Raw genomic sequence first — 17,633 nt, forward strand, 5'->3', positions numbered from 1 at the left:
TCGTCGGGAAAAAGAGATGCCTATTCGCTCCCGGGCCGCGCGAGTCGTCGGTCTGCTGTTGGTCGCGGCCTGCGCGGCACTGTCGCACGCGCCGAGCGCGGGCGCCGCTCCGGAGACACCGGCGCTGGAGGGCGCCAACGATTGGTCGTGCAGGCCCACCGGGGCGCGGCCGGAGCCGGTGGTGCTCGTGCACGGCTCGGGTACCGATATCGGCCGCAGTTTCCCCCTGCTCGCGCCCGCCATCCGGGCCGAGGGGCATTGTGTGTTCGCCGCGAATCTCGGTGCCGCTCCGGGTGTGGTCGACGCGGTGAGCGGGCAGACCGGCTCCAGTTCCACCGGCATCGGGCCGATCGGCGCGGCATTGCTGGGTCGGGCGGTCTACGGCGTGGCCGACATCGATCGGATGGCGGGCGAACTCGCCGAAGTCGTGCGGTCGGTGCGGGAGACCACGGGTGCGAGCCGGGTGGCGCTGGTCGGCCACTCCACCGGCGGCACCGTGATCCGGCAGTACCTGCGCGCTCGCGGCGCGGAGGCGGTGTCCCGAGTGGTCACGCTCGGCACCCCGTACCGGGGCACGACCTGGGACGGTTTGCGCGCGGGCTACCCGGATCTGGCCGCACTCGGTCTGGGCAACGCGCAGATCGCGGCCCAGGTCTTCGGAACTCCGGGACAACAGCAGGTGGTCGGGTCACCGCTGCTGAACCGGCTGAACGCGGGAGGCGAGACCGTGCCCGGTGTCCGGTACACGGCCATCGCCTCCCGCGCCGACCGGGTGATCACGCCGCAGGACACCGCCGTGCTCGCCGCGCCCGCCGCCGCCGATCGCAACGTCTGGCTACAGGACGGATGCCCCGGCAACACCGCCGACCACAGCGGCATGCTGGAAGACCCGCGCGCCGCCGCCGCCGTGCTCTCCGCGCTCGCCGGAGACCAGCGAGCGTTGCCCTGCTGATCCCGACCCGGGCCGGACACGATCATTCGAGACGAAGATGGAGGACCGCGGTGGGTCTCGGCATTACCTGTAGGGGCCTGCGCCGCGAATTCGCGGGAGTCGTCGTGGTCGACGACGTGACATTCCGTGCTCCCGCGGGCCGAGTCACCGGAGTGGTCGGACCGAACGGCGCGGGAAAGACGACCCTGTTGTCGATGCTCGCCGGTCGATTGCGGCCGCACCGAGGACATCTGCGCGTGGAGGACGCCGATCCGAGCGCCGAACCATGGGTGGTCCGATCCAGGGTCGGCTGGGTTCCCGACGTGTACGAAGGCGCCGAGACCTGGTCGATCCGGGAAGTGGTGGAGTATTCGGCGAAAATCGCCGGTCACACCGGAGCCGCGGCCGGCGAACTCGTCGATCGGGCATTGCATCTCGCACGTTTGACGGATTCGTCTTCGACGCCCGTTCTCCGTCTCTCCCGGAGCGAGAAGAAGTGGCTGGGGCTGGCCGCGGCGCTGGCCGCCGGTACCGCCGCGCTCGTGCTGGACAACCCGATGGCCGATTTGGACGACGAAGGTCGGCGCTATCTGTCCGGAATGCTGCGAGCCCTCGCCCAGCAGGGTATGACGATCGTCGTTTCGGCTTGTGCCGAAGAGGATCTCGCCGGATGCGCGGAGGAGATCCTGCGCATCGATCACGGTCGAGTCGTCGCTACCGCGTGAAGGCTCGATTCCGGCGCATCCGCGGCTTTCGCGCGCCGACCTCGTGACTACTTGGGCGTGACCCAGGTGGTGATATCGGCGTGCACGACCTCCAGGCCGTGCTTGTCGTAGATCGAGACCGGCACCACGATCTCGCGGCCCTCGGTGATAGTCGCGAAATCCGGGAGTTCCGCCAGCTTCGCGACGGCCCGCAGCGCGGTCTCGGCTTTGGTCAGGTACCGCACGTTCATCGCCTTGGGAATCCATCGGTGCGTCGAAGGCACCGTCGCCTCGCTGAGCATGCCCATGGCGACCTCGGCCAGATTGCACGCCGCGATGGCGTGGAAAGTGCCCAGATGATTGTGGATTCCGAACCACTTCGGCGAGGTGACCTCGCACAGCCCCGGTTCGAGCCTGACGACGTTCGGCAACACGGTGCCGAAGTAGGGCACCCGAGCCACCATCCCGAGCGAGAACAGGGCGTGCCCCAGCCGGTTGTCGGGCAGCTTCTTCCACCCGCGGTAGGTCGCGGTTTCTTTCGCCATACGCGTATCTTACTCAAAAGTAAGTTTCTCGACACCCCACCGATTTGAAGTGACTCCCGGGGGTCGTGCATACTGTTCGGGTTGCCCTGCACCGGGCCATGTCTGTTTCCCTGTGAAACGGGTGGTCGGGCGGGGCGAGCAGTACCCCATCGTGTACCTCGCCGGGTTTCCGGCGTGGGTACGTCCGGGACAGTGTTCCAGGTCTGAGACGCAGTGCGATCCGAGGCCGAGGAATGAGCGGACGGGCGACACGCCCGACCGCGTGGACCGGAGAACCATGACAGATGAACAGCGGCGAGGATCGGGCAATGCCCGGTCGTGAGTCTCCACTGTGTCGGATCTAGCCCGACCGGGGCCGTGCGTAATCACGCAGGCTGCCCCTCCGGGCCTGATCCACTCGGGCTGGGACGTCTTCGTGTGTTCGGGCTGTGCAAATGAGGGTGGTCCAGTGGACCGGCGTAGCCGGCTTCCGGATCACGAAGGAAAGCGGAGAAAAGGACACTTAGCGTGGCGGGACAAAAGATCCGCATCAGGCTCAAGGCCTATGACCACGAGGCGATCGACGCATCGGCGCGCAAGATCGTGGAGACGGTGACCCGCACCGGGGCACGCGTCGTCGGCCCGGTGCCGTTGCCGACCGAGAAGAACGTGTACTGCGTCATCCGTTCGCCGCACAAGTACAAGGACTCGCGCGAGCACTTCGAGATGCGTACGCACAAGCGCCTCATCGACATCCTCGACCCGACGCCGAAGACGGTGGACGCGCTCATGCGCATCGACCTGCCGGCCAGCGTCGACGTCAACATTCAGTGACGGGGACTCGAGACATGACTGACAACAAGAACAGGCCGGCCGCCGGCATCCTGGGCACCAAGCTCGGCATGACCCAGGTCTTCGACGACAAGAACCGCGTCGTTCCCGTGACCGTCATCAAGGCCGGGCCGAACGTCGTCACCCAGATCCGCACCGAGGAGCGCGACGGCTACAGCGCCGTCCAGGTCGCTTTCGGCGCCATCGACCCGCGCAAGGTGAACAAGCCGGTCTCCGGCCAGTTCGCCAAGGCCGGCGTCACCCCGCGCCGCCACGTCGCCGAGATCCGCGTCGCGGACGCCTCCACCTTCGAGGTCGGCCAGGAGATCAGCGCCGACGTGTTCGAAGAGGGCAGCTACGTCGACGTCACCGGCACCAGCAAGGGCAAGGGCTTCGCGGGCACCATGAAGCGCCACGGCTTCCGTGGCCAGGGCGCCTCGCACGGTGCGCAGGCCGTGCACCGTCGTCCGGGTTCGATCGGTGGCTGCGCCACCCCCGGCCGCGTGTTCAAGGGCATGCGCATGTCGGGCCGGATGGGTAACGACCGGGTCACCACGCAGAACCTCTCGGTGCACAAGGTCGACGCCGAGAACGGCCTGCTGCTGATCAAGGGAGCGATCCCGGGTCGCAAGGGCGGCGTCGTGATCGTCAAGAGCGCCGTGAAGGGTGGTGCGCACGCATGACCAGCTCAGCTGTGAACACTGAGAAGAAGTCCGCGAATCTGACGCTGCCGGTCAAGGAGATCGGCGGCAAGACCAACGGCACCGTCGATCTCCCCGCGGAGATCTTCGACGTGACCGCCAACATCGCGCTGATGCACCAGGTCGTCGTGGCCCAGCAGGCCGCGGCCCGCCAGGGCACGCACGCGACCAAGACGCGTGGCCAGGTCTCCGGTGGCGGCAAGAAGCCGTACCGGCAGAAGGGCACCGGCCGCGCTCGCCAGGGTTCGACCCGCGCGCCGCAGTTCGCCGGTGGTGGCACCGTGCACGGCCCGCAGCCGCGCGACTACACCCAGCGCCTGCCCAAGAAGATGAAGGCCGCCGCCCTGCGTGGCGCCCTGTCCGACCGGGCTCGCAACGAGCGCATCCACGTGATCACCGAACTGGTGGCCGGCCAGACCCCGTCCACCAAGACCGCCAAGAGCTTCCTGGCCGAGTTGTCGGACCGCAAGAAGTTCCTGGTCGTGGTGGGCCGCGAGGACGTCGCCGCGTGGAAGAGCCTGGCGAACCTGCAGAACGTGCACCCGATCGCCCCCGACCAGCTCAACACCTACGACGTCCTCAACAGTGACGACGTGGTGTTCAGCGTCGAGGCGCTCAACGCGTTCGTGCACGGTCCCGCGGAGTCCCCGCAAGACGCTGCGGCGATTGCACAGGAGGAGAGCAAGTGACCACCATCGCCGACCCCCGCGACATTCTGCTGGCGCCGGTCATCTCCGAGAAGTCCTACGGACTGATCGAGGAAGGCACCTACACCTTCCTGGTGCACCCGGACTCGAACAAGACGCAGATCAAGATCGCCGTGGAGAAGGTCTTCGGTGTGAAGGTGACCAGCGTCAACACCGCCAACCGTCAGGGCAAGCGCAAGCGGACCCGCTTCGGTTACGGCAAGCGCAAGAGCACCAAGCGCGCGCTCGTGACCATCTCGGCCGACAGCAAGCCCATCGAGATCTTCGGAGGCCCGGTCGCGTAAGCGCTCGGGAATCCAGAAAGTAGAGAAGAACTCATGGCAATCCGTAAGTACAAGCCGACTACGCCGGGCCGTCGTGGCGCCAGCGTCTCGGACTTCGCCGAGATCACCCGGTCGACCCCGGAGAAGTCGCTGCTGCGCCCGCTGTCCAAGTCCGGCGGCCGCAACGCCCACGGCCGGATCACCACCCGGCACCGCGGTGGCGGGCACAAGCGCGCCTACCGTCTGATCGACTTCCGTCGTTTGGACAAGGACGGCATCCCGGCCAAGGTCGCGCACATCGAGTACGACCCGAACCGCACCGCGAACATCGCGCTGCTGCACTTCGTGGACGGCGAGAAGCGCTACATCATCGCCCCCAAGGGCGTGACGCAGGGCACCCGCATCGAGTCCGGCCCGACGGCCGACATCAAGCCGGGCAACAACCTGCCGCTGCGCAACATCCCGACCGGTACCACCATCCACGCGGTGGAGCTCCGTCCGGGCGGCGGCGCCAAGCTGGCCCGCTCGGCCGGCATGAGCATCCAGCTGCTCGGTAAGGAAGGCCCCTACGCCACGCTGCGTATGCCCTCCGGTGAGATCCGCCGCGTCGACGTGCGCTGCCGCGCCACCGTCGGCGAGGTCGGCAATGCCGAGCAGTCGAACATCAACTGGGGTAAGGCCGGCCGTATGCGCTGGAAGGGTCGCCGCCCCACGGTCCGTGGTGTCGTCATGAACCCGGTCGACCACCCGCATGGTGGTGGTGAGGGCAAGACCTCCGGTGGTCGCCACCCGGTCTCGCCGTGGGGTCAGCCGGAAGGCCGCACCCGCAAGCCCAACCGTCCGAGCGACAAGCTCATCGTCCGCCGTCGCAAGACCGGCAAGAAGCGCTGAAGGAGGAGGTAAGAAATGCCACGCAGCCTCAAGAAAGGCCCGTTTGTCGACGACCACCTCCTCGCGAAGGTGGACGTGCAGAACGAGAAGGGCACCAAGCAGGTCATCAAGACCTGGTCGCGTCGTTCGACCATCATCCCCGATTTCATCGGGCACACGTTCGCGGTGCACGACGGCCGCAAGCACGTGCCGGTGTTCGTCTCGGACAACATGGTCGGGCACAAGCTCGGTGAGTTCGCGCCGACCAGGACGTTCAAGAGCCACGTCAAGGAAGACCGGAAGAGCAAGCGGCGATGACGACGACTGAGACTCAGAACCCGACTGCGCGCGCGACCGCCAAGCACGTTCGCGTCACCCCGATGAAGGCACGCCGTGTCGTGGACCTGGTCCGCGGCAAGCGCGTCGAGGACGCCCTCGCCCTGCTGAAGTTCGCGCCCCAGGCCGCGAGCGAGCCGGTCGCCAAGGTCGTCGCCAGTGCCGCCGCCAACGCCGAGAACAACCTCGGCCTGAACCCGGCCACGCTGGTCATCTCGACCGCCTACGTCGATGAGGGTACGACCCTGAAGCGGTTCCAGCCGCGTGCCCAGGGCCGTGCGTTCCGCATCCGCAAGCGCACCAGCCACATCACCATCGAGGTCGAGAGCATCCCCACCGCCGGTGGATCCACTCGTAACCGCCGGAAGGGAGGGGCAAAGTAAATGGGACAGAAGATCAATCCCCACGGCTTCCGCCTCGGTATCACCACCGACTGGAAGTCGCGCTGGTACGCGGACAAGCAGTACGCGGACTACGTGAAGGAAGACGTCGCGATCCGCAAGCTCCTGGCCACCGGCATGGAGCGGGCAGGCATCTCCAAGGTCGAGATCGAGCGCACCCGTGACCGCGTTCGGGTGGACATCCACACCGCGCGTCCCGGCATCGTGATCGGCCGCCGCGGCGCCGAGGCCGACCGCATCCGCGCCGAGCTGGAGAAGCTCACCGGCAAGCAGGTGCAGCTGAACATCCTCGAGGTGAAGAACCCCGAGTCGGATGCGCAGCTGGTCGCCCAGGCCGTCGCGGAGCAGCTGTCCAACCGTGTGGCGTTCCGTCGCGCGATGCGCAAGGCCATCCAGTCGGCCATGCGTTCGCCGAACGTCAAGGGCATCCGTGTGCAGTGCTCGGGCCGCCTCGGTGGCGCCGAGATGTCGCGCTCGGAGTTCTACCGCGAGGGTCGGGTGCCGCTGCACACGCTGCGCGCCGACATCGACTACGGCCTCTACGAGGCCAAGACCACCTTCGGTCGCATCGGCGTGAAGGTCTGGATCTACAAGGGCGACATCGTCGGTGGCAAGCGTGAGCTCGCCGCCGCTGCCGCCGCGCCCGAGCGTCCGCGCCGGGAGCGGCCGAGCCGTCCGCGTCGGTCCGGTTCCGCAGGCACCACCGCGACCAGCACCGAGGCCGGGCGCGCCGCCACCGCGGTGGCCGACGCGCCGGCAGAGACACAGGAGGGCTGACGCATGCTGATGCCTCGCAAGGTGAAGCACCGCAAGCAGCATCACCCGGGTCGTTCCGGCATGGCCAAGGGCGGCACCTCGGTGGCGTTCGGCGAGTTCGGCATCCAGGCGCTGGAGCCGGCGTACGTCACCAACCGGCAGATCGAGTCGGCGCGTATCGCGATGACTCGCCACATCCGCCGTGGCGGCAAGATCTGGATCAACATCTACCCGGATCGTCCGCTGACCAAGAAGCCCGCCGAGACCCGCATGGGTTCCGGTAAGGGTTCGCCGGAGTGGTGGGTCGCGAACGTCAAGCCCGGTCGCGTGATGTTCGAGATGAGCTACCCGAACGAGGAGACCGCTCGTGAGGCCCTGCGCCGCGCGATGCACAAGCTCCCGATGAAGTGCAGGATCGTGACCAGGGAGGAGCAGTTCTGATGGCTACCGGAACACCGGCCGCAGAGCTCCGCGAGCTCACCGAAGAGGAGTTGGTGGCCAAGCTGCGCGACTCCAAGGAAGAGCTGTTCAACCTGCGCTTCCAGATGGCGACGGGTCAGCTGGACAACAACCGTCGTCTGCGCGTCGTCCGTCACGAGATCGCGCGCATCTACACGGTCATGCGTGAGCGCGAGCTCGGTCTGGCCACCGGACCCGCTGGCAAGGGAGATGCCGCATGAGCGACAAAGTAGAAGGGCAGCGCGGCACCCGCAAGGTGCGTGTCGGCTACGTTGTCTCGGACAAGATGAACAAGACGATCGTCGTCGAGCTGGAAGACCGCCACCGGCACCCGCTCTACGGCAAGATCATTCGCACCACCTCGAAGGTGAAGGCGCACGACGAGAACGAGATCGCCGGCATCGGCGACCGCGTTCAGCTGATGGAGACCCGTCCGCTGTCGGCCACCAAGCGCTGGCGTCTGGTCGAGGTCCTGGAGAGGGCCAAGTAAGCCCTTCCACGGCGTGAAACCCGAAGGCCCGCTTCCCGTTCCGGGAGGCGGGCCTTCGCCGTATCCGGCACGTCCGAATTTCACGGAATCGCGGTGGAGTACCCCTCGATGGGTACTGTCGTGGTTGTGTTGCGTGCACCTTTCGAGCACGCCGCAAGCAGGCTCGTGGCCTGACCGATACGGCGAGCGAAGGCCGATGTGGAGGTGTAGCGGTGGCAGATGGGACTCGACCCGGCCGGCCCGATGACCGAGCGCTGCTGCGGGAGCATCTGCTGAGGACGCGGATCGCGGGGGATGTCGCGACGCCTCGGGAGGGGAATCTCTCGAATTATCGCAAGATGGTGGACAAGGATCCGGGGTACCAGTTCGGCCTGACGCTGAAGGATTGGACGTTTACCGAAACCCTGGAGATGATGGCGCGTCTGTGCGGGGTCGACCCGGACCCACATCATCGGCGGGGTCCCGACACCATCGACGTCGACCTCACCCTGGACGCGCTCGACGCGATGGGGGCGCGGATCGGCCAGGCGGCCCGCCGTCAGGAGACCGTGATCCTGGCGACCGGGCATCCCCACACGCTCTTGGGCGTCTATCGTGCCGTCGAGGATGCGTTGCGTGCGGCGGGGTGCGTGGTGCTCGCGCCCGCCGCCGGATGGTCCTACCGGGTCACTACCCGTTTCGGACCGCAGAATCGCGAAATCGTCTACACCTCGGGTGTTGCCGCGCTCGGCACCGACGGCAGGCTGGAACACACGCATGACCCGCACCCGATGCGGGCGATGCTCCGGGAGTTGCGCGACGCCGAGCCCGACCACTGGCCCGACCTGGTCGTCGCCGACCACGGGTGGGCCGGTGCGGCGGGGGAAGCGGGCATCGAAACCGTAGGTTTCGCAGACAGCAACGATCCCGCCCTGTTCGCCGGACACGCCGAGGGAAAGATTGCCGTCACGGTGCCCCTCGACGACGGCATCCGCCCCGACCACTACCAGCCGTTGACCACCTACCTGCTCGACCGGGCGGATCTGGGCCGGTGACGTCAGCGCGTATTCCGCCGGTCGTCGTCGGACAGGTCGCGGACTATGCTCTCGAGCTCGGAATGCCTCGGATACCAGCCTAATTCGGCTGCCGCCTTGGCTGGGTCGCTGACCAACGCGGCCGGTTCGGGCGCCGGTGGCCGATGAATCAGCTGGATTCGACGGCCGGTCTGTTGTTCGACGGCGGCGACGACGTCGAGGATGCTGCTGCCCTGCCCACTGCCGATGAGGTACCGCTCGAACCGGCCCGGCGGTGTCTTCTCGAGGCACGCGACGAAAGCGGCTGCGGCATCGTCGATGTGCAGGTAATCGCGTATCGCGCTGCCGTCGCCGTTCACCTCCAATGCCGAACCGTTCAGGGCGGCGGCGAACGTGCGGGGAATCAGGCGTGTGGGGTCGGGGTCGGCGCCTCCTGCCACGTTCATCAAACGGAGTACGGCAGCCGACAAGCGTCCGGTGCCCGCCTGTGCGTGGAGCGCCCACTCGGCGGCCAGTTTGCTTGCCGCGTACGGGTGCGGCGGTGCGTCGGGCAGGCTTTCCGTCATCGGCTGACGCTCCGGCGTCCCGTATATCGAGCCGGTCGAGGCGAAGACGATCCGCGATACTCCGGCCGCGGACATGGCCTCCAGTAATGCGACCGTCCCGCCCGTATTGACGCGAAAGTACCGCAAGGGTTCGGTCATCGACTCGCGCGCGCGAGTGAGCCCGGCAAGATGGCACACCGCCTCCGCGCCGTCCAGCGCCTCGCGCAGCGCGGCGTCATCCAGCAGGTCGGCGACTCGCGCCGCTGTCTGCGAGGGCGAAATGCGCTTGCGAACCATCGCGATCGGCTCGTGCCCGGCTCTGCTCAGCAGGTGAACGACCGCCCGGCCGAGATAGCCGTTCGCTCCTGTGACGAGAACGCGCACCACACGATCTTGTCACCTAGCAGAACCAGCTATTGGTGGGGGCGAAAGAAGACGACTCCTCTGATACCAGAGCTGATACCATGGTGATATGGCTTGGACCATGCGATTGCCGGAAGACGAAGAGTCGGCCCTGAATGCGCAAGCGGATGCCGAGGGGCGCTCGAAACATGAGATCACTCGCGATGCGGTCCGGGCGTACCTCATGCGCCATCGCAAGTGGGATTCGCCATTGCTCACTGATGACGAGACCTTCGACTTAGGCGGGCCCATCGGCAAGGATGACATACATGATGCGATGAACCGGCCCGCATGATCGTCATCGCAGACACCTCGGGCATCCTCGCGCTGTTCAATCGTTCGGATCCTGAGCATTTCGCGGTGCGCCGAGCCGCAGATTCAGCGAGCGCCATTGTCGTCAGTCCGCTGGCGCTGACCGAGGTGCATCATGTCGCAAGTGCTCGCGCCGGACGCAAGGTGGCCGATGGCATTCTCGGTTTGATAGCTGACCGAGTGGCGTCGACGCGGATCGTCATCTCAGGCGTCGATGCAGCACAGTTGCATACTGCGGTCGATGTCCGTGGAAAATACGGCAACCTGAATCTCGACCTGGTGGATGCGGTATGTGTTGCTCTGGCCGACGAGTTCGATACCGACACCATCCTCACGCTCGACTGCCGCGACTTCCGAACCTTGCGTCCGCTCGGTCGCTACTCGGCGTTCCAGATATTGCCGGACGATTGGCGGCCCGCTACCTAGATGTGCCAGATGTTCGGTGACAGTGCGACCCCCCGGTGCTGGACAACGTCCTGACCGCGGGTTCGGCGATTTGCGCGGGTAATGAACGTCGGGCGAGCGCGGTTGGCTGCGGGGGCTTTGTTCGTTCGCGGCGATGAAGTTCTGCTTGTGCACAAGACGTATGGCGACGGGTGGGATCTGCCGGGCGGCTATGTGGAGCCGGGGGAGGCGCCGGCGGCTGCCTGTCGGCGGGAGGTTGGTGAGGAACTCGGGATCGACCGGGTCGCTCGTCGGCTGCTGGTACACGATCGGGCGTCCCAATGAGGGTGACAAGGTCCTGTACGTCTTCGATTGCGGCGAACTCGGCGCCGATGAGCGAGCGATCCGCTTGCGGGAGTCGGAACTCGACGCCTGGCGGTGGGTGGCGATCGCCGACGTCGGTGAGGTCGTGATCCCGCGCTCGGCCCGGCGCGTGCGGCAGGCGCACCTGGCGCACATCGATGGCTTGCCTCGCTACCTCGAACACGGCCGTCCGCTCGGGCCGATCGATTAACTGCGCGCGGTCTTGGCGCGTTGGTGGACCAGGGCTTGCGCTATACGTATACATCTACTTATAGTGAGACAACGGCTCGGCCTGTCTGGAAACATGGATTTCGCGCTCGGAGAGGCGGATTCGGAACGGGCCGGTCTGTGGTAGACGCATGCCTGGATGCGCACTCATCTATGAAATGGGGAACATCATGACCACCGATCCGAACGACCTGAGCGGAGCCGGCACTGTCGAGGAGCGGGAATCCGGCGTCACCATCGTGAAAGCGCCCGCCGAACCGGGTGACCTCCGCCAGATCGTGTTGCGGGTGGGTCCGGGCGGCGGGCGCAGGCAGCGGTTCGTCGGCAGGCTGCTCGGTGAGTCGCGGGAGTACGACAAGGCCGGGATGAACGTGGTGCGCGTCTACGTGAGCCGTAAAGGCAAATACGTGGTGCACCGGCGGGAATCGAACTGGCGCGAAATGTTCGGCGCGATCGACTGGACCGACTGGAAGAATTGGCGCGAGCTGCTGGGGGTCGGCGGCGGTGAGCGCGAATGGGGTGACTACACGGTGGAGATCGTGGACTCGCCCGTTGAACTGGACGGCCGGATTCCGGAGCACATCTACCGGACGGTCGTCGATATCGCCGAGAACCCGACCTCGCAAGACCTTCAGATCTGAGACACCGCCGCTTTCGGCGAATCCGGAAAGGATTTCTTCGCAGATGTTCGCACGACTGGGGGCCGTGGTCGTCCACAATCCGTGGAAGGTGATCGGCCTGTGGCTGCTGCTCACCATCGCGGTGGTGGCCGCGGCGCCGGAACTCAAATCAACGACAGACCAATCCGCCTTCCTGCCTTCCCATTACGAGTCCATTCAGGCATTGGAGCTACAGCAGAAAGCTTTCCCGGACAGCTCAGCTCCCGCGGCGATCATCGTGTTCGCCCGCGAGGACGGCACGCCGTTGACCGACGCGGACGCGGCTTCGGTTGTGTCGATCGGCAACGACCTGCGCAACGCGCAGATCAAGGACGTCATCGGCATGCAACCGACGCCGCCGTCGGAGAATCGCCTGATCCAGATCATCGCGGTGCAGATGACGAAGGTGACCAATCCGAACGACACCACCCAAGGCGACGCGGTCAAGGCGCTGCGAGCGAAGCTGAAGGAGCGCGTCGGAGATACCGAACTGAAAGCGGGCATCACCGGCCAGGCGGCGCAGGTGCTCGACCAACGCGAATCAGGCGACAAGGGCATGGCCATCATCGGCATCGCCACCGTCGTGCTGATCCTGGTGCTGTTGCTGATCATCTTCCGCAGCCCGGTGATCGCGTTGCTGCCGATCGTCGTGATCGGAGCGGTCTCCAGCATGGTCAACGGATTGATCGCAGTGGTGGCCAAGGCGTTCGACTTGGAGATCGACGCATCGATCAGCGCCATCCTTGTGGTCGTGCTGTTCGGTGTCGGCACCGACTACATCCTGTTCCTGATGTTCCGCTACCGCGAACGGCTGCGTGCGGGCGAGGATCCGAAGACCGCCATGGTCAGCGCCGTCACCCGGGTGGGTGAGGCGATCACCTCCGCGGCAGGCGCGGTGATCATCGCGTTCATGGCGCTGGTGCTGTCCTCGCTCGGCATGTTCCGTGCCATGGGCCCGGCACTGGCGATCGCGGTGGCGGTCGCGCTGGCGGCGGGGCTGACGCTGGTTCCCGCGGTGGTCTCGCTGCTGGGGACCAAAGTGTTCTGGCCGTCCAAGGCATGGCGCACCGAACCGAAGGGCGCGCGCTTCACCGCGGCGGGCAACGCGCTCGGCCGTCGGCCCGGTGTATTCGCCGTGGCCTCCGGCGGTGTGCTGGTGGTGCTGGGGATCTTCGCCTTCGGCTTCCACCCGACGTTCGATCTCAGCTCCGGATCGACCTCGGAGGCGTCGGAATCCGTCGTGTACAGCAAGGAATTGGTCAAGGGATTGCCCGCCGGGACCACCCAGCCTTCGGATGTCCTGTTGCGATCCGACGGTGCGTTGACCGCCGAGCAGCTCACCGCCTACCGCAACGAGTTGGCCGGTGTGCCCGGTGTGGGGCAGGTGGCCGAGCCGAAGTTGTCCGCGGACAAGACGATCGCCGACTTCGCGGTGACGCTGAACGCCGCGCCGGAGTCGGATGCCGCGCTGGACACCGTCAAGGGACCGCTGCGCGACACCGCGCACTCGGCGGCGCCCGCAGGCGCGACCGCCGCGGTCGGCGGGCTGACCTCGGTGTTCGTCGACTTCCAGGACGCGATGGCGCGGGATTACGCCATCGTCTTCCCGGTGGCGGCCATCCTGATCATGATCGTGCTGGGATTGCTGCTGCGCAGTCTGGTCGCGCCGTGGTACCTGATGGCGTCGGTGTTCCTCGGGTTCGCCGCCACCCTCGGCGCCGCGGTGCTGGTCTTCCAGCACTTCCGGGGCGAGACCGGCCTGATCTTCACGCTGCCGGTGATCATGTACCTGTTCGTGGTCGCGCTGGGCACCGACTACAACATCCTCATGGTCGCCCGGCTGCGGGAAGAGGCCCGCGAGGGCAACGAACCGAAACAAGCCGCGGCACTGGCCCTGCGGCACACCGGACCGACCATCGCGGCGGCCGGCGTGATCCTGGCGGGAACGTTCGCGTCGATGATGCTGGCGGGCAACAACGTCCTCGCGCAGATGGGCTTCGCCATCTCGGTGGGCATCGCGATCGCGGCCTTCGTCATGGCCATGTTCTTCACGCCCGCGCTCACGGCGATCATCGGGCACAAGGCGTGGTGGCCGGGGCACGGGGACGAGAAGCCCGATGCCGGACCGGACGCTCGCGGCGTCGTGGAAAGCGCCGTCGGCGTGAGCCGATCGGAATAGGGGCTGTGCGCATCGGCGATCGCCACGGCTGATCAGCCCGGAGCTGTGCACCCGGATCTACCGGGTGCACAGCTTTTCGCCGGATAGCGAATCCGTGACATACAGCAGGCTCGGACGAACAGGCACGGGTCATCGTGCTTCGATCGTGGTCACGGGAAACCGATTGATCCTGTGCGTAGTGCACAGCGATCACGCGCCGGAAGAGACCTGGGACAAAGGCCGATGCGCTGAGTCTCGCGGAGCGCTACTGAGCGAGAACACAGGAAATCTGTCCTCCCAGGGGTGGGGCTGGAATTGGACGCGCACCCGCTGGCCCGGCGATGCGGGTAATCCCCCCTCGATGGACGTGTAGACCAACGGGCCTTCGTCGAGTTCGACGATGGCGATCGTCAGCGGCACCAGCTCACCATGCCTGTCGACCGGGGCACGCTCCACCACCCGCCACGACACGACAAAACCCGCACCCGACGACGGCACGCTCTCGAGCTGGTTGGATCCGCAGGACGAGCACGCAGCCGTTATCGGCGCGAGCAGCTTGTCGCACCGCACGCAACGGTGAATCATCAACCTGCCATCCACGCACAGGGCGCTGCGGTCTCCGCCGATATTCGAAGTGTTCTTCACGATGTTCGTGTGCATACGAGCCTCCCGATATGGTGCTGGCGAACTCCGCTCCAGCCTCTCCCGGCAGGCCGCGGCGCGCGTCGGCCGAACGACCCCGGGCATACCTGTTTTTCCGCTCTTCGGCGCCGCGCCGCCCGCCACGGCGAACTCCGACGCCGGGGGCTCGAGCTTCGGTTCCGGTTGGCACATCGAGCCGGCGGGGCACGCCCGGGAACGCTACCTGCGCGAGTGCGGCGAGAGCGGACGCCGGACGACCTCGTCGACAGACGCGGCGTGACCTTGTGCTCGGTGCGGCCGGTGCTCAGCCGATGGTCGCGTAGGGGCGGTGGACTTTGATCGCCGAGTCCAGGACACGGGTGACCGCGGAGCGGGCGAGGCCGAGTTCGTTGGCGATGGCCGGGGTCGAGCCGCCCTGATCGGCGAGTGTCAGGATCTCTCTGACCTCCTCGATCGGGAGGTTGGAGAGGCGTCGGCCGGTGATGGCCCGGGCGATCGCGGAGATCTCGTCGTCGTCGGTGTCGGCTTCGTCCGGTTCGGTGGGGAATTCGTCGTCCTCGTCGCTATCCTCGACAATCGGCATCGCGTCGACGCGGGGGTGCGACGGCTCGGAAGTTTCCTCGAGGGCCAGTTGTTCACTCTCCGCGTCGGCGGAGCGATCGTTCTGCTCGGCGGACACCGACTTCCCGCGTTTCGCTGCGCGCGGGGCGGTGGCGTTCGGGTGCACCTGTGCGGCAGTGTCGGCGGTCGCGGGGGCCGGTGTGCGCTTGGGATCGGTGGAGCCCGGACGCCGGGCGGCGTCATCTGCGCGATGCACGCGATCGACCGAGCGTTCGCCTCGAGTGGTAGGAGCATACGAAACCGCACTGTTCTCCGAGGTCGATGAGGGGTCATCGAATTCGAGGCCCTCGTGCAGGTCGGCGAGCGAAATTTGCTGTGCCGCGAGTGGTGCGGACTCGAGACGCGGCTGTCGAATCTCCGACCCGGGCGCTTCGTCTCGGCTCGGTATCCCCTGTTCGAAGCCGGGGGGGAAAGGCTGTGCTGCTTCGGGGCGGCCCGGGCGAGTCCGGTGTCGGTCGGCGCGGGTCTCCGGCACATGCCGGGCTGCGGGCGGAATCACATGCGGTGGGGGAGTCGCCGGTTCTGAGCCGGCAACCGGCTGATTCGGGCTTTCGGTGGGAGGGAGGTTATCCGGGTGGTCTTCGGTGGGATCGGTGTGCCCGTCGACCGGGAGTGCGTGCGCTTGGATGGTCGGCATCTCGGCGGCGTGACCGTTGGTGCTGGGGCGGACGGTCTTCTCATCGACCCGCGAGGGCCGCATCGCGCCGTCGGCGGGCATTTCGACAGTGTGGCCGTTGATGGCCGGGTGCGCCGTGTTTCCGTTGACCTGCGGGTGTGGGTTTCCGTTGGCAGCCGTCCGACCGGTTCCGCCGTCGATAGGCAGGAGGGTGTGGCCGTTCACGGTCAGGCCGTGGGTGTATCCGTTGACAGTGGTTTCGACGGGGTGGCCGTTCGAAGCGTGCGGGAGCGCGGCATCGGGTTCGGCGGCGTGGCCGTTGCCGCGCTCGGCGGCGGGACCCGGGGTGGTGGAGTGCTCGCGCACTTCGCCGTTCCCGGGGTCCGCGGTGGCGGAGGGGATGCGGTCGACCGTGATGGGGTGACCGTTGATCGGCGATCCGACCGCGTGACCGTCGCGCGGCGACTTCCCGTGGTCGACCCGTGCCGGGCCCGGCACGGTCGCCGCTGCCGCGCTGCACTCGTCGAGCCGGGCTGCGGGACGAGTCCGGGCCGTTGCGGCCGGGACGGTGCGGTGGGCGGAGGTTTCATACCCGGAACGATGGACCTCGCGGTCATCGGTCACACGTGCGGCGCAAGCCTCGCCTTCCCGGGGAAATCGGCCGCTGGTCGCCGCTGCTCCGAGAGGGTGGTATCCACCGGCTTCCGGCGTGCCGGGAACCCGTTGTGCGTCGATGTGCATCATCGGCCGGTCGCGCTCGATCACCGGCGCGCCGTCGATCAGCACCGCGTACCGCGCGGACACCCAGGCGTGCAGCCAGATCACGACGCCGACCATCACCGGCGCGATCGCGTATTCGGCGGCGCGGCCGAGGTCGCCCGCGGCCAGATGCGGTCCGGTGTTGAGCGCGACGGTGGTGCCGAGCAGCGCCGCTTCGAAGAAGATCACCTTGCCGCGCGCCAGCTCGCGACCCCACCGCGACGCGGTCGTCGCCGCGACCATGATGGTGATGATCGGGATCGAGATCATCGCCTCGATGCCGTAACTCAACCAGTACAGCGGGTCGGACATGTCGCCGCTGGGCACCAGATTGTGCTGCACGTTGACCCCGGCCCACACCATACCGAGGACGACGACGGCGATCAGGGCGCGCGACGACCACTCCGCCCGCTGGTACAGCTGTGCCAGGCGCGCGTCCTCGCTGGAGGCCCGCCGCCGCGCAGCCAGGGCGCGCCGGTGCCAGCGGGCGTCGGCTTCCTCCGAGCGGCGCAACGCCGTCGCAGACTTCCGGTCGCGCCGCTCGGCGGCCAGCTCCGCCTCGATTTCCCGGCGTCGCTGCTTGCGCCGCTGCGCGCGAATCCATTCCGCGAGTTCGCGCTCAGCGGTGATCTCGCGTTCGGACAGCACGTCCAGCAGGGCCGGATCCAATTGCAGGGGCAATTTGCCACGCGCGGTCTCGACTTGCTGTGCCAGCGCGGCAATCTCGGAACTACCGTTCGAGGGTTCGTCGGGCATCGCGAGCCTTCCCGGGAGCAGGTGTCATGTCGGGTGGTGGAGACATGAGTGCTCGAACATATGTGTGATCGGAGTGAGACTAAACCGACCTCTGCCCGTGGTCAATGCGATGCGCACTGGGCAGGCAGCGACACGCCGAGCTGCCGAAATTCGCGGCGCGCGTCGAATATCCGGGTGAGCGGCTCTTTTGTCGAGGTGCCCG

The 17,633-nt window shown here is 67.0% G+C and carries 23 protein-coding genes and 1 pseudogene; 20 read left to right on the forward strand and 4 right to left on the reverse strand.

Going from position 1 to position 17,633, the window contains the following annotated elements:
- Positions 1 to 16: 16 nt before the first annotated feature.
- Both ACZ6DL_RS24030 and ACZ6DL_RS24035 read left to right on the forward strand, forming a co-directional pair.
- The gene (locus tag ACZ6DL_RS24030) at positions 17 to 952 is read left to right on the forward strand and encodes an esterase/lipase family protein (RefSeq protein WP_466054350.1); all 936 of its coding nucleotides are present in this window, start codon (positions 17 to 19) and stop codon (positions 950 to 952) included.
- 50 nt (positions 953 to 1,002) lie between these two features.
- The gene (locus ACZ6DL_RS24035; protein WP_466054352.1) at positions 1,003 to 1,656 is read left to right on the forward strand and encodes an ATP-binding cassette domain-containing protein; all 654 of its coding nucleotides are present in this window, start codon (positions 1,003 to 1,005) and stop codon (positions 1,654 to 1,656) included.
- A gap of 47 nt (positions 1,657 to 1,703) precedes the next feature.
- Here ACZ6DL_RS24035 and ACZ6DL_RS24040 read toward each other — a convergent pair whose 3' ends face one another.
- Positions 1,704 to 2,180 carry a hotdog fold domain-containing protein gene (locus tag ACZ6DL_RS24040; RefSeq protein WP_466054354.1) on the reverse strand — a complete coding sequence of 159 codons (477 nt, stop codon included), beginning with the start codon at positions 2,178 to 2,180 and terminating at the stop codon, positions 1,704 to 1,706.
- A 507-nt stretch (positions 2,181 to 2,687) separates the two neighbouring features.
- Between ACZ6DL_RS24040 and rpsJ the strand changes: the two genes are divergently transcribed.
- The 12 genes and pseudogenes from rpsJ to ACZ6DL_RS24100 all read left to right on the forward strand — a co-directional run bounded on the left by rpsJ (position 2,688) and on the right by ACZ6DL_RS24100 (position 9,007).
- On the forward strand, positions 2,688 to 2,993 hold the full coding sequence (gene rpsJ, locus ACZ6DL_RS24045; protein WP_003938093.1) for a 30S ribosomal protein S10: 306 nt from the start codon (positions 2,688 to 2,690) through the stop codon (positions 2,991 to 2,993).
- A 14-nt stretch (positions 2,994 to 3,007) separates the two neighbouring features.
- A complete protein-coding gene (gene rplC, locus ACZ6DL_RS24050) occupies positions 3,008 to 3,673 on the forward strand; it encodes a 50S ribosomal protein L3 (RefSeq protein WP_062971941.1) in 666 nt (221 codons plus the stop codon).
- A complete protein-coding gene (gene rplD, locus ACZ6DL_RS24055) occupies positions 3,670 to 4,380 on the forward strand; it encodes a 50S ribosomal protein L4 (RefSeq protein WP_357044534.1) in 711 nt (236 codons plus the stop codon). Before rplC ends, rplD begins: the two co-directional genes overlap by 4 nt.
- Positions 4,377 to 4,682, forward strand: a complete 306-nt coding sequence (gene rplW, locus ACZ6DL_RS24060; protein ID WP_029923608.1) for a 50S ribosomal protein L23 — start codon at positions 4,377 to 4,379, stop codon at positions 4,680 to 4,682. The genes rplD and rplW overlap by 4 nt, the downstream gene beginning before the upstream one ends.
- Before the next feature lie 33 nt (positions 4,683 to 4,715).
- Positions 4,716 to 5,552: a 50S ribosomal protein L2 gene (rplB, locus tag ACZ6DL_RS24065; protein ID WP_040864840.1), complete on the forward strand. Its 837-nt coding sequence runs from the start codon at positions 4,716 to 4,718 to the stop codon at positions 5,550 to 5,552.
- Positions 5,553 to 5,567: 15 nt separating this feature from the next.
- Positions 5,568 to 5,849 carry a 30S ribosomal protein S19 gene (rpsS, locus tag ACZ6DL_RS24070; RefSeq protein WP_039795442.1) on the forward strand — a complete coding sequence of 94 codons (282 nt, stop codon included), beginning with the start codon at positions 5,568 to 5,570 and terminating at the stop codon, positions 5,847 to 5,849.
- Positions 5,846 to 6,250 carry a 50S ribosomal protein L22 gene (gene rplV / locus ACZ6DL_RS24075; protein WP_040864841.1) on the forward strand — a complete coding sequence of 135 codons (405 nt, stop codon included), beginning with the start codon at positions 5,846 to 5,848 and terminating at the stop codon, positions 6,248 to 6,250. The genes rpsS and rplV overlap by 4 nt, the downstream gene beginning before the upstream one ends.
- Complete coding sequence (rpsC, locus tag ACZ6DL_RS24080; RefSeq protein ID WP_040774085.1) at positions 6,251 to 7,045, forward strand: 30S ribosomal protein S3; 795 nt, start codon at positions 6,251 to 6,253, stop codon at positions 7,043 to 7,045.
- Positions 7,046 to 7,048: 3 nt separating this feature from the next.
- Positions 7,049 to 7,465 (forward strand): 50S ribosomal protein L16, encoded by a 417-nt coding sequence (gene rplP, locus ACZ6DL_RS24085; protein WP_040864842.1) that lies wholly within the window; start codon positions 7,049 to 7,051, stop codon positions 7,463 to 7,465.
- Positions 7,465 to 7,704 (forward strand): 50S ribosomal protein L29, encoded by a 240-nt coding sequence (gene rpmC / locus ACZ6DL_RS24090; RefSeq protein ID WP_040864843.1) that lies wholly within the window; start codon positions 7,465 to 7,467, stop codon positions 7,702 to 7,704. The genes rplP and rpmC overlap by 1 nt, the downstream gene beginning before the upstream one ends.
- A 20-nt stretch (positions 7,705 to 7,724) precedes the next feature.
- Positions 7,725 to 7,973, forward strand: a pseudogene (gene rpsQ / locus ACZ6DL_RS24095) (30S ribosomal protein S17); the annotation flags it as partial.
- A gap of 212 nt (positions 7,974 to 8,185) precedes the next feature.
- Entirely contained in the window at positions 8,186 to 9,007 is an 822-nt protein-coding gene (locus ACZ6DL_RS24100; protein WP_466054359.1) for a phosphatase, read from the forward strand.
- Between the two features lie 2 nt (positions 9,008 to 9,009).
- Here ACZ6DL_RS24100 and ACZ6DL_RS24105 read toward each other — a convergent pair whose 3' ends face one another.
- Positions 9,010 to 9,915, reverse strand: coding sequence for an NAD-dependent epimerase/dehydratase family protein (locus tag ACZ6DL_RS24105; RefSeq protein WP_466054361.1), 906 nt, complete (start codon positions 9,913 to 9,915; stop codon positions 9,010 to 9,012).
- A gap of 88 nt (positions 9,916 to 10,003) precedes the next feature.
- Here ACZ6DL_RS24105 and ACZ6DL_RS24110 point away from each other — a divergent pair, with 88 nt between their 5' ends.
- The 6 genes from ACZ6DL_RS24110 (at position 10,004) to ACZ6DL_RS24135 (ending at position 14,058) form a co-directional block, all read left to right on the forward strand.
- Positions 10,004 to 10,228, forward strand: coding sequence for a ribbon-helix-helix domain-containing protein (locus ACZ6DL_RS24110; RefSeq protein WP_466054363.1), 225 nt, complete (start codon positions 10,004 to 10,006; stop codon positions 10,226 to 10,228).
- The gene (locus tag ACZ6DL_RS24115) at positions 10,225 to 10,671 is read left to right on the forward strand and encodes a type II toxin-antitoxin system VapC family toxin (protein WP_466054365.1); all 447 of its coding nucleotides are present in this window, start codon (positions 10,225 to 10,227) and stop codon (positions 10,669 to 10,671) included. The genes ACZ6DL_RS24110 and ACZ6DL_RS24115 overlap by 4 nt, the downstream gene beginning before the upstream one ends.
- Before the next feature lie 81 nt (positions 10,672 to 10,752).
- The gene (locus ACZ6DL_RS24120) at positions 10,753 to 10,974 is read left to right on the forward strand and encodes an NUDIX domain-containing protein (protein WP_466054367.1); all 222 of its coding nucleotides are present in this window, start codon (positions 10,753 to 10,755) and stop codon (positions 10,972 to 10,974) included.
- A complete protein-coding gene (locus ACZ6DL_RS24125) occupies positions 10,910 to 11,203 on the forward strand; it encodes an NUDIX hydrolase (protein ID WP_466054369.1) in 294 nt (97 codons plus the stop codon). The genes ACZ6DL_RS24120 and ACZ6DL_RS24125 overlap by 65 nt, the downstream gene beginning before the upstream one ends.
- 187 nt (positions 11,204 to 11,390) lie before the next feature.
- Complete coding sequence (locus ACZ6DL_RS24130; RefSeq protein WP_466054371.1) at positions 11,391 to 11,861, forward strand: EXLDI protein; 471 nt, start codon at positions 11,391 to 11,393, stop codon at positions 11,859 to 11,861.
- Positions 11,862 to 11,904: 43 nt separating this feature from the next.
- Positions 11,905 to 14,058 carry an MMPL family transporter gene (locus ACZ6DL_RS24135; protein ID WP_466054373.1) on the forward strand — a complete coding sequence of 718 codons (2,154 nt, stop codon included), beginning with the start codon at positions 11,905 to 11,907 and terminating at the stop codon, positions 14,056 to 14,058.
- A 189-nt stretch (positions 14,059 to 14,247) separates the two neighbouring features.
- On the opposite strand, the gene ACZ6DL_RS24140 is transcribed toward ACZ6DL_RS24135, so the two are convergent.
- The gene (locus ACZ6DL_RS24140) at positions 14,248 to 14,697 is read right to left on the reverse strand and encodes a Zn-ribbon domain-containing OB-fold protein (RefSeq protein ID WP_466054375.1); all 450 of its coding nucleotides are present in this window, start codon (positions 14,695 to 14,697) and stop codon (positions 14,248 to 14,250) included.
- Positions 14,698 to 14,983: 286 nt separating this feature from the next.
- Entirely contained in the window at positions 14,984 to 17,431 is a 2,448-nt protein-coding gene (locus ACZ6DL_RS24145; RefSeq protein ID WP_466054377.1) for a sigma-70 RNA polymerase sigma factor region 4 domain-containing protein, read from the reverse strand.
- Between the last annotated feature and the right edge of the window lie 202 nt (positions 17,432 to 17,633).

Source organism: Nocardia sp. NPDC041819, assembly GCF_055590505.1.

Bases quoted from the DNA above. Each gene is read 5' to 3' on its own strand.
- ACZ6DL_RS24030 (WP_466054350.1), top strand. From the start codon at position 17: ATGCCTATTCGCTCCCGGGCCGCGCGAGTCGTCGGTCTGCTGTTGGTC.
- ACZ6DL_RS24040 (WP_466054354.1), bottom strand. From the start codon at position 2,180: ATGGCGAAAGAAACCGCGACCTACCGCGGGTGGAAGAAGCTGCCCGAC.
- rplC (WP_062971941.1), top strand. From the start codon at position 3,008: ATGACTGACAACAAGAACAGGCCGGCCGCCGGCATCCTGGGCACCAAG.
- rplD (WP_357044534.1), top strand. From the start codon at position 3,670: ATGACCAGCTCAGCTGTGAACACTGAGAAGAAGTCCGCGAATCTGACG.
- rplB (WP_040864840.1), top strand. From the start codon at position 4,716: ATGGCAATCCGTAAGTACAAGCCGACTACGCCGGGCCGTCGTGGCGCC.
- rpsS (WP_039795442.1), top strand. From the start codon at position 5,568: ATGCCACGCAGCCTCAAGAAAGGCCCGTTTGTCGACGACCACCTCCTC.
- rplV (WP_040864841.1), top strand. From the start codon at position 5,846: ATGACGACGACTGAGACTCAGAACCCGACTGCGCGCGCGACCGCCAAG.
- rpsC (WP_040774085.1), top strand. From the start codon at position 6,251: ATGGGACAGAAGATCAATCCCCACGGCTTCCGCCTCGGTATCACCACC.
- rplP (WP_040864842.1), top strand. From the start codon at position 7,049: ATGCTGATGCCTCGCAAGGTGAAGCACCGCAAGCAGCATCACCCGGGT.
- rpmC (WP_040864843.1), top strand. From the start codon at position 7,465: ATGGCTACCGGAACACCGGCCGCAGAGCTCCGCGAGCTCACCGAAGAG.
- ACZ6DL_RS24110 (WP_466054363.1), top strand. From the start codon at position 10,004: ATGGCTTGGACCATGCGATTGCCGGAAGACGAAGAGTCGGCCCTGAAT.
- ACZ6DL_RS24115 (WP_466054365.1), top strand. From the start codon at position 10,225: ATGATCGTCATCGCAGACACCTCGGGCATCCTCGCGCTGTTCAATCGT.
- ACZ6DL_RS24120 (WP_466054367.1), top strand. From the start codon at position 10,753: ATGAACGTCGGGCGAGCGCGGTTGGCTGCGGGGGCTTTGTTCGTTCGC.
- ACZ6DL_RS24130 (WP_466054371.1), top strand. From the start codon at position 11,391: ATGACCACCGATCCGAACGACCTGAGCGGAGCCGGCACTGTCGAGGAG.
- ACZ6DL_RS24135 (WP_466054373.1), top strand. From the start codon at position 11,905: ATGTTCGCACGACTGGGGGCCGTGGTCGTCCACAATCCGTGGAAGGTG.
- ACZ6DL_RS24140 (WP_466054375.1), bottom strand. From the start codon at position 14,697: ATGCACACGAACATCGTGAAGAACACTTCGAATATCGGCGGAGACCGC.
- ACZ6DL_RS24145 (WP_466054377.1), bottom strand. From the start codon at position 17,431: ATGCCCGACGAACCCTCGAACGGTAGTTCCGAGATTGCCGCGCTGGCA.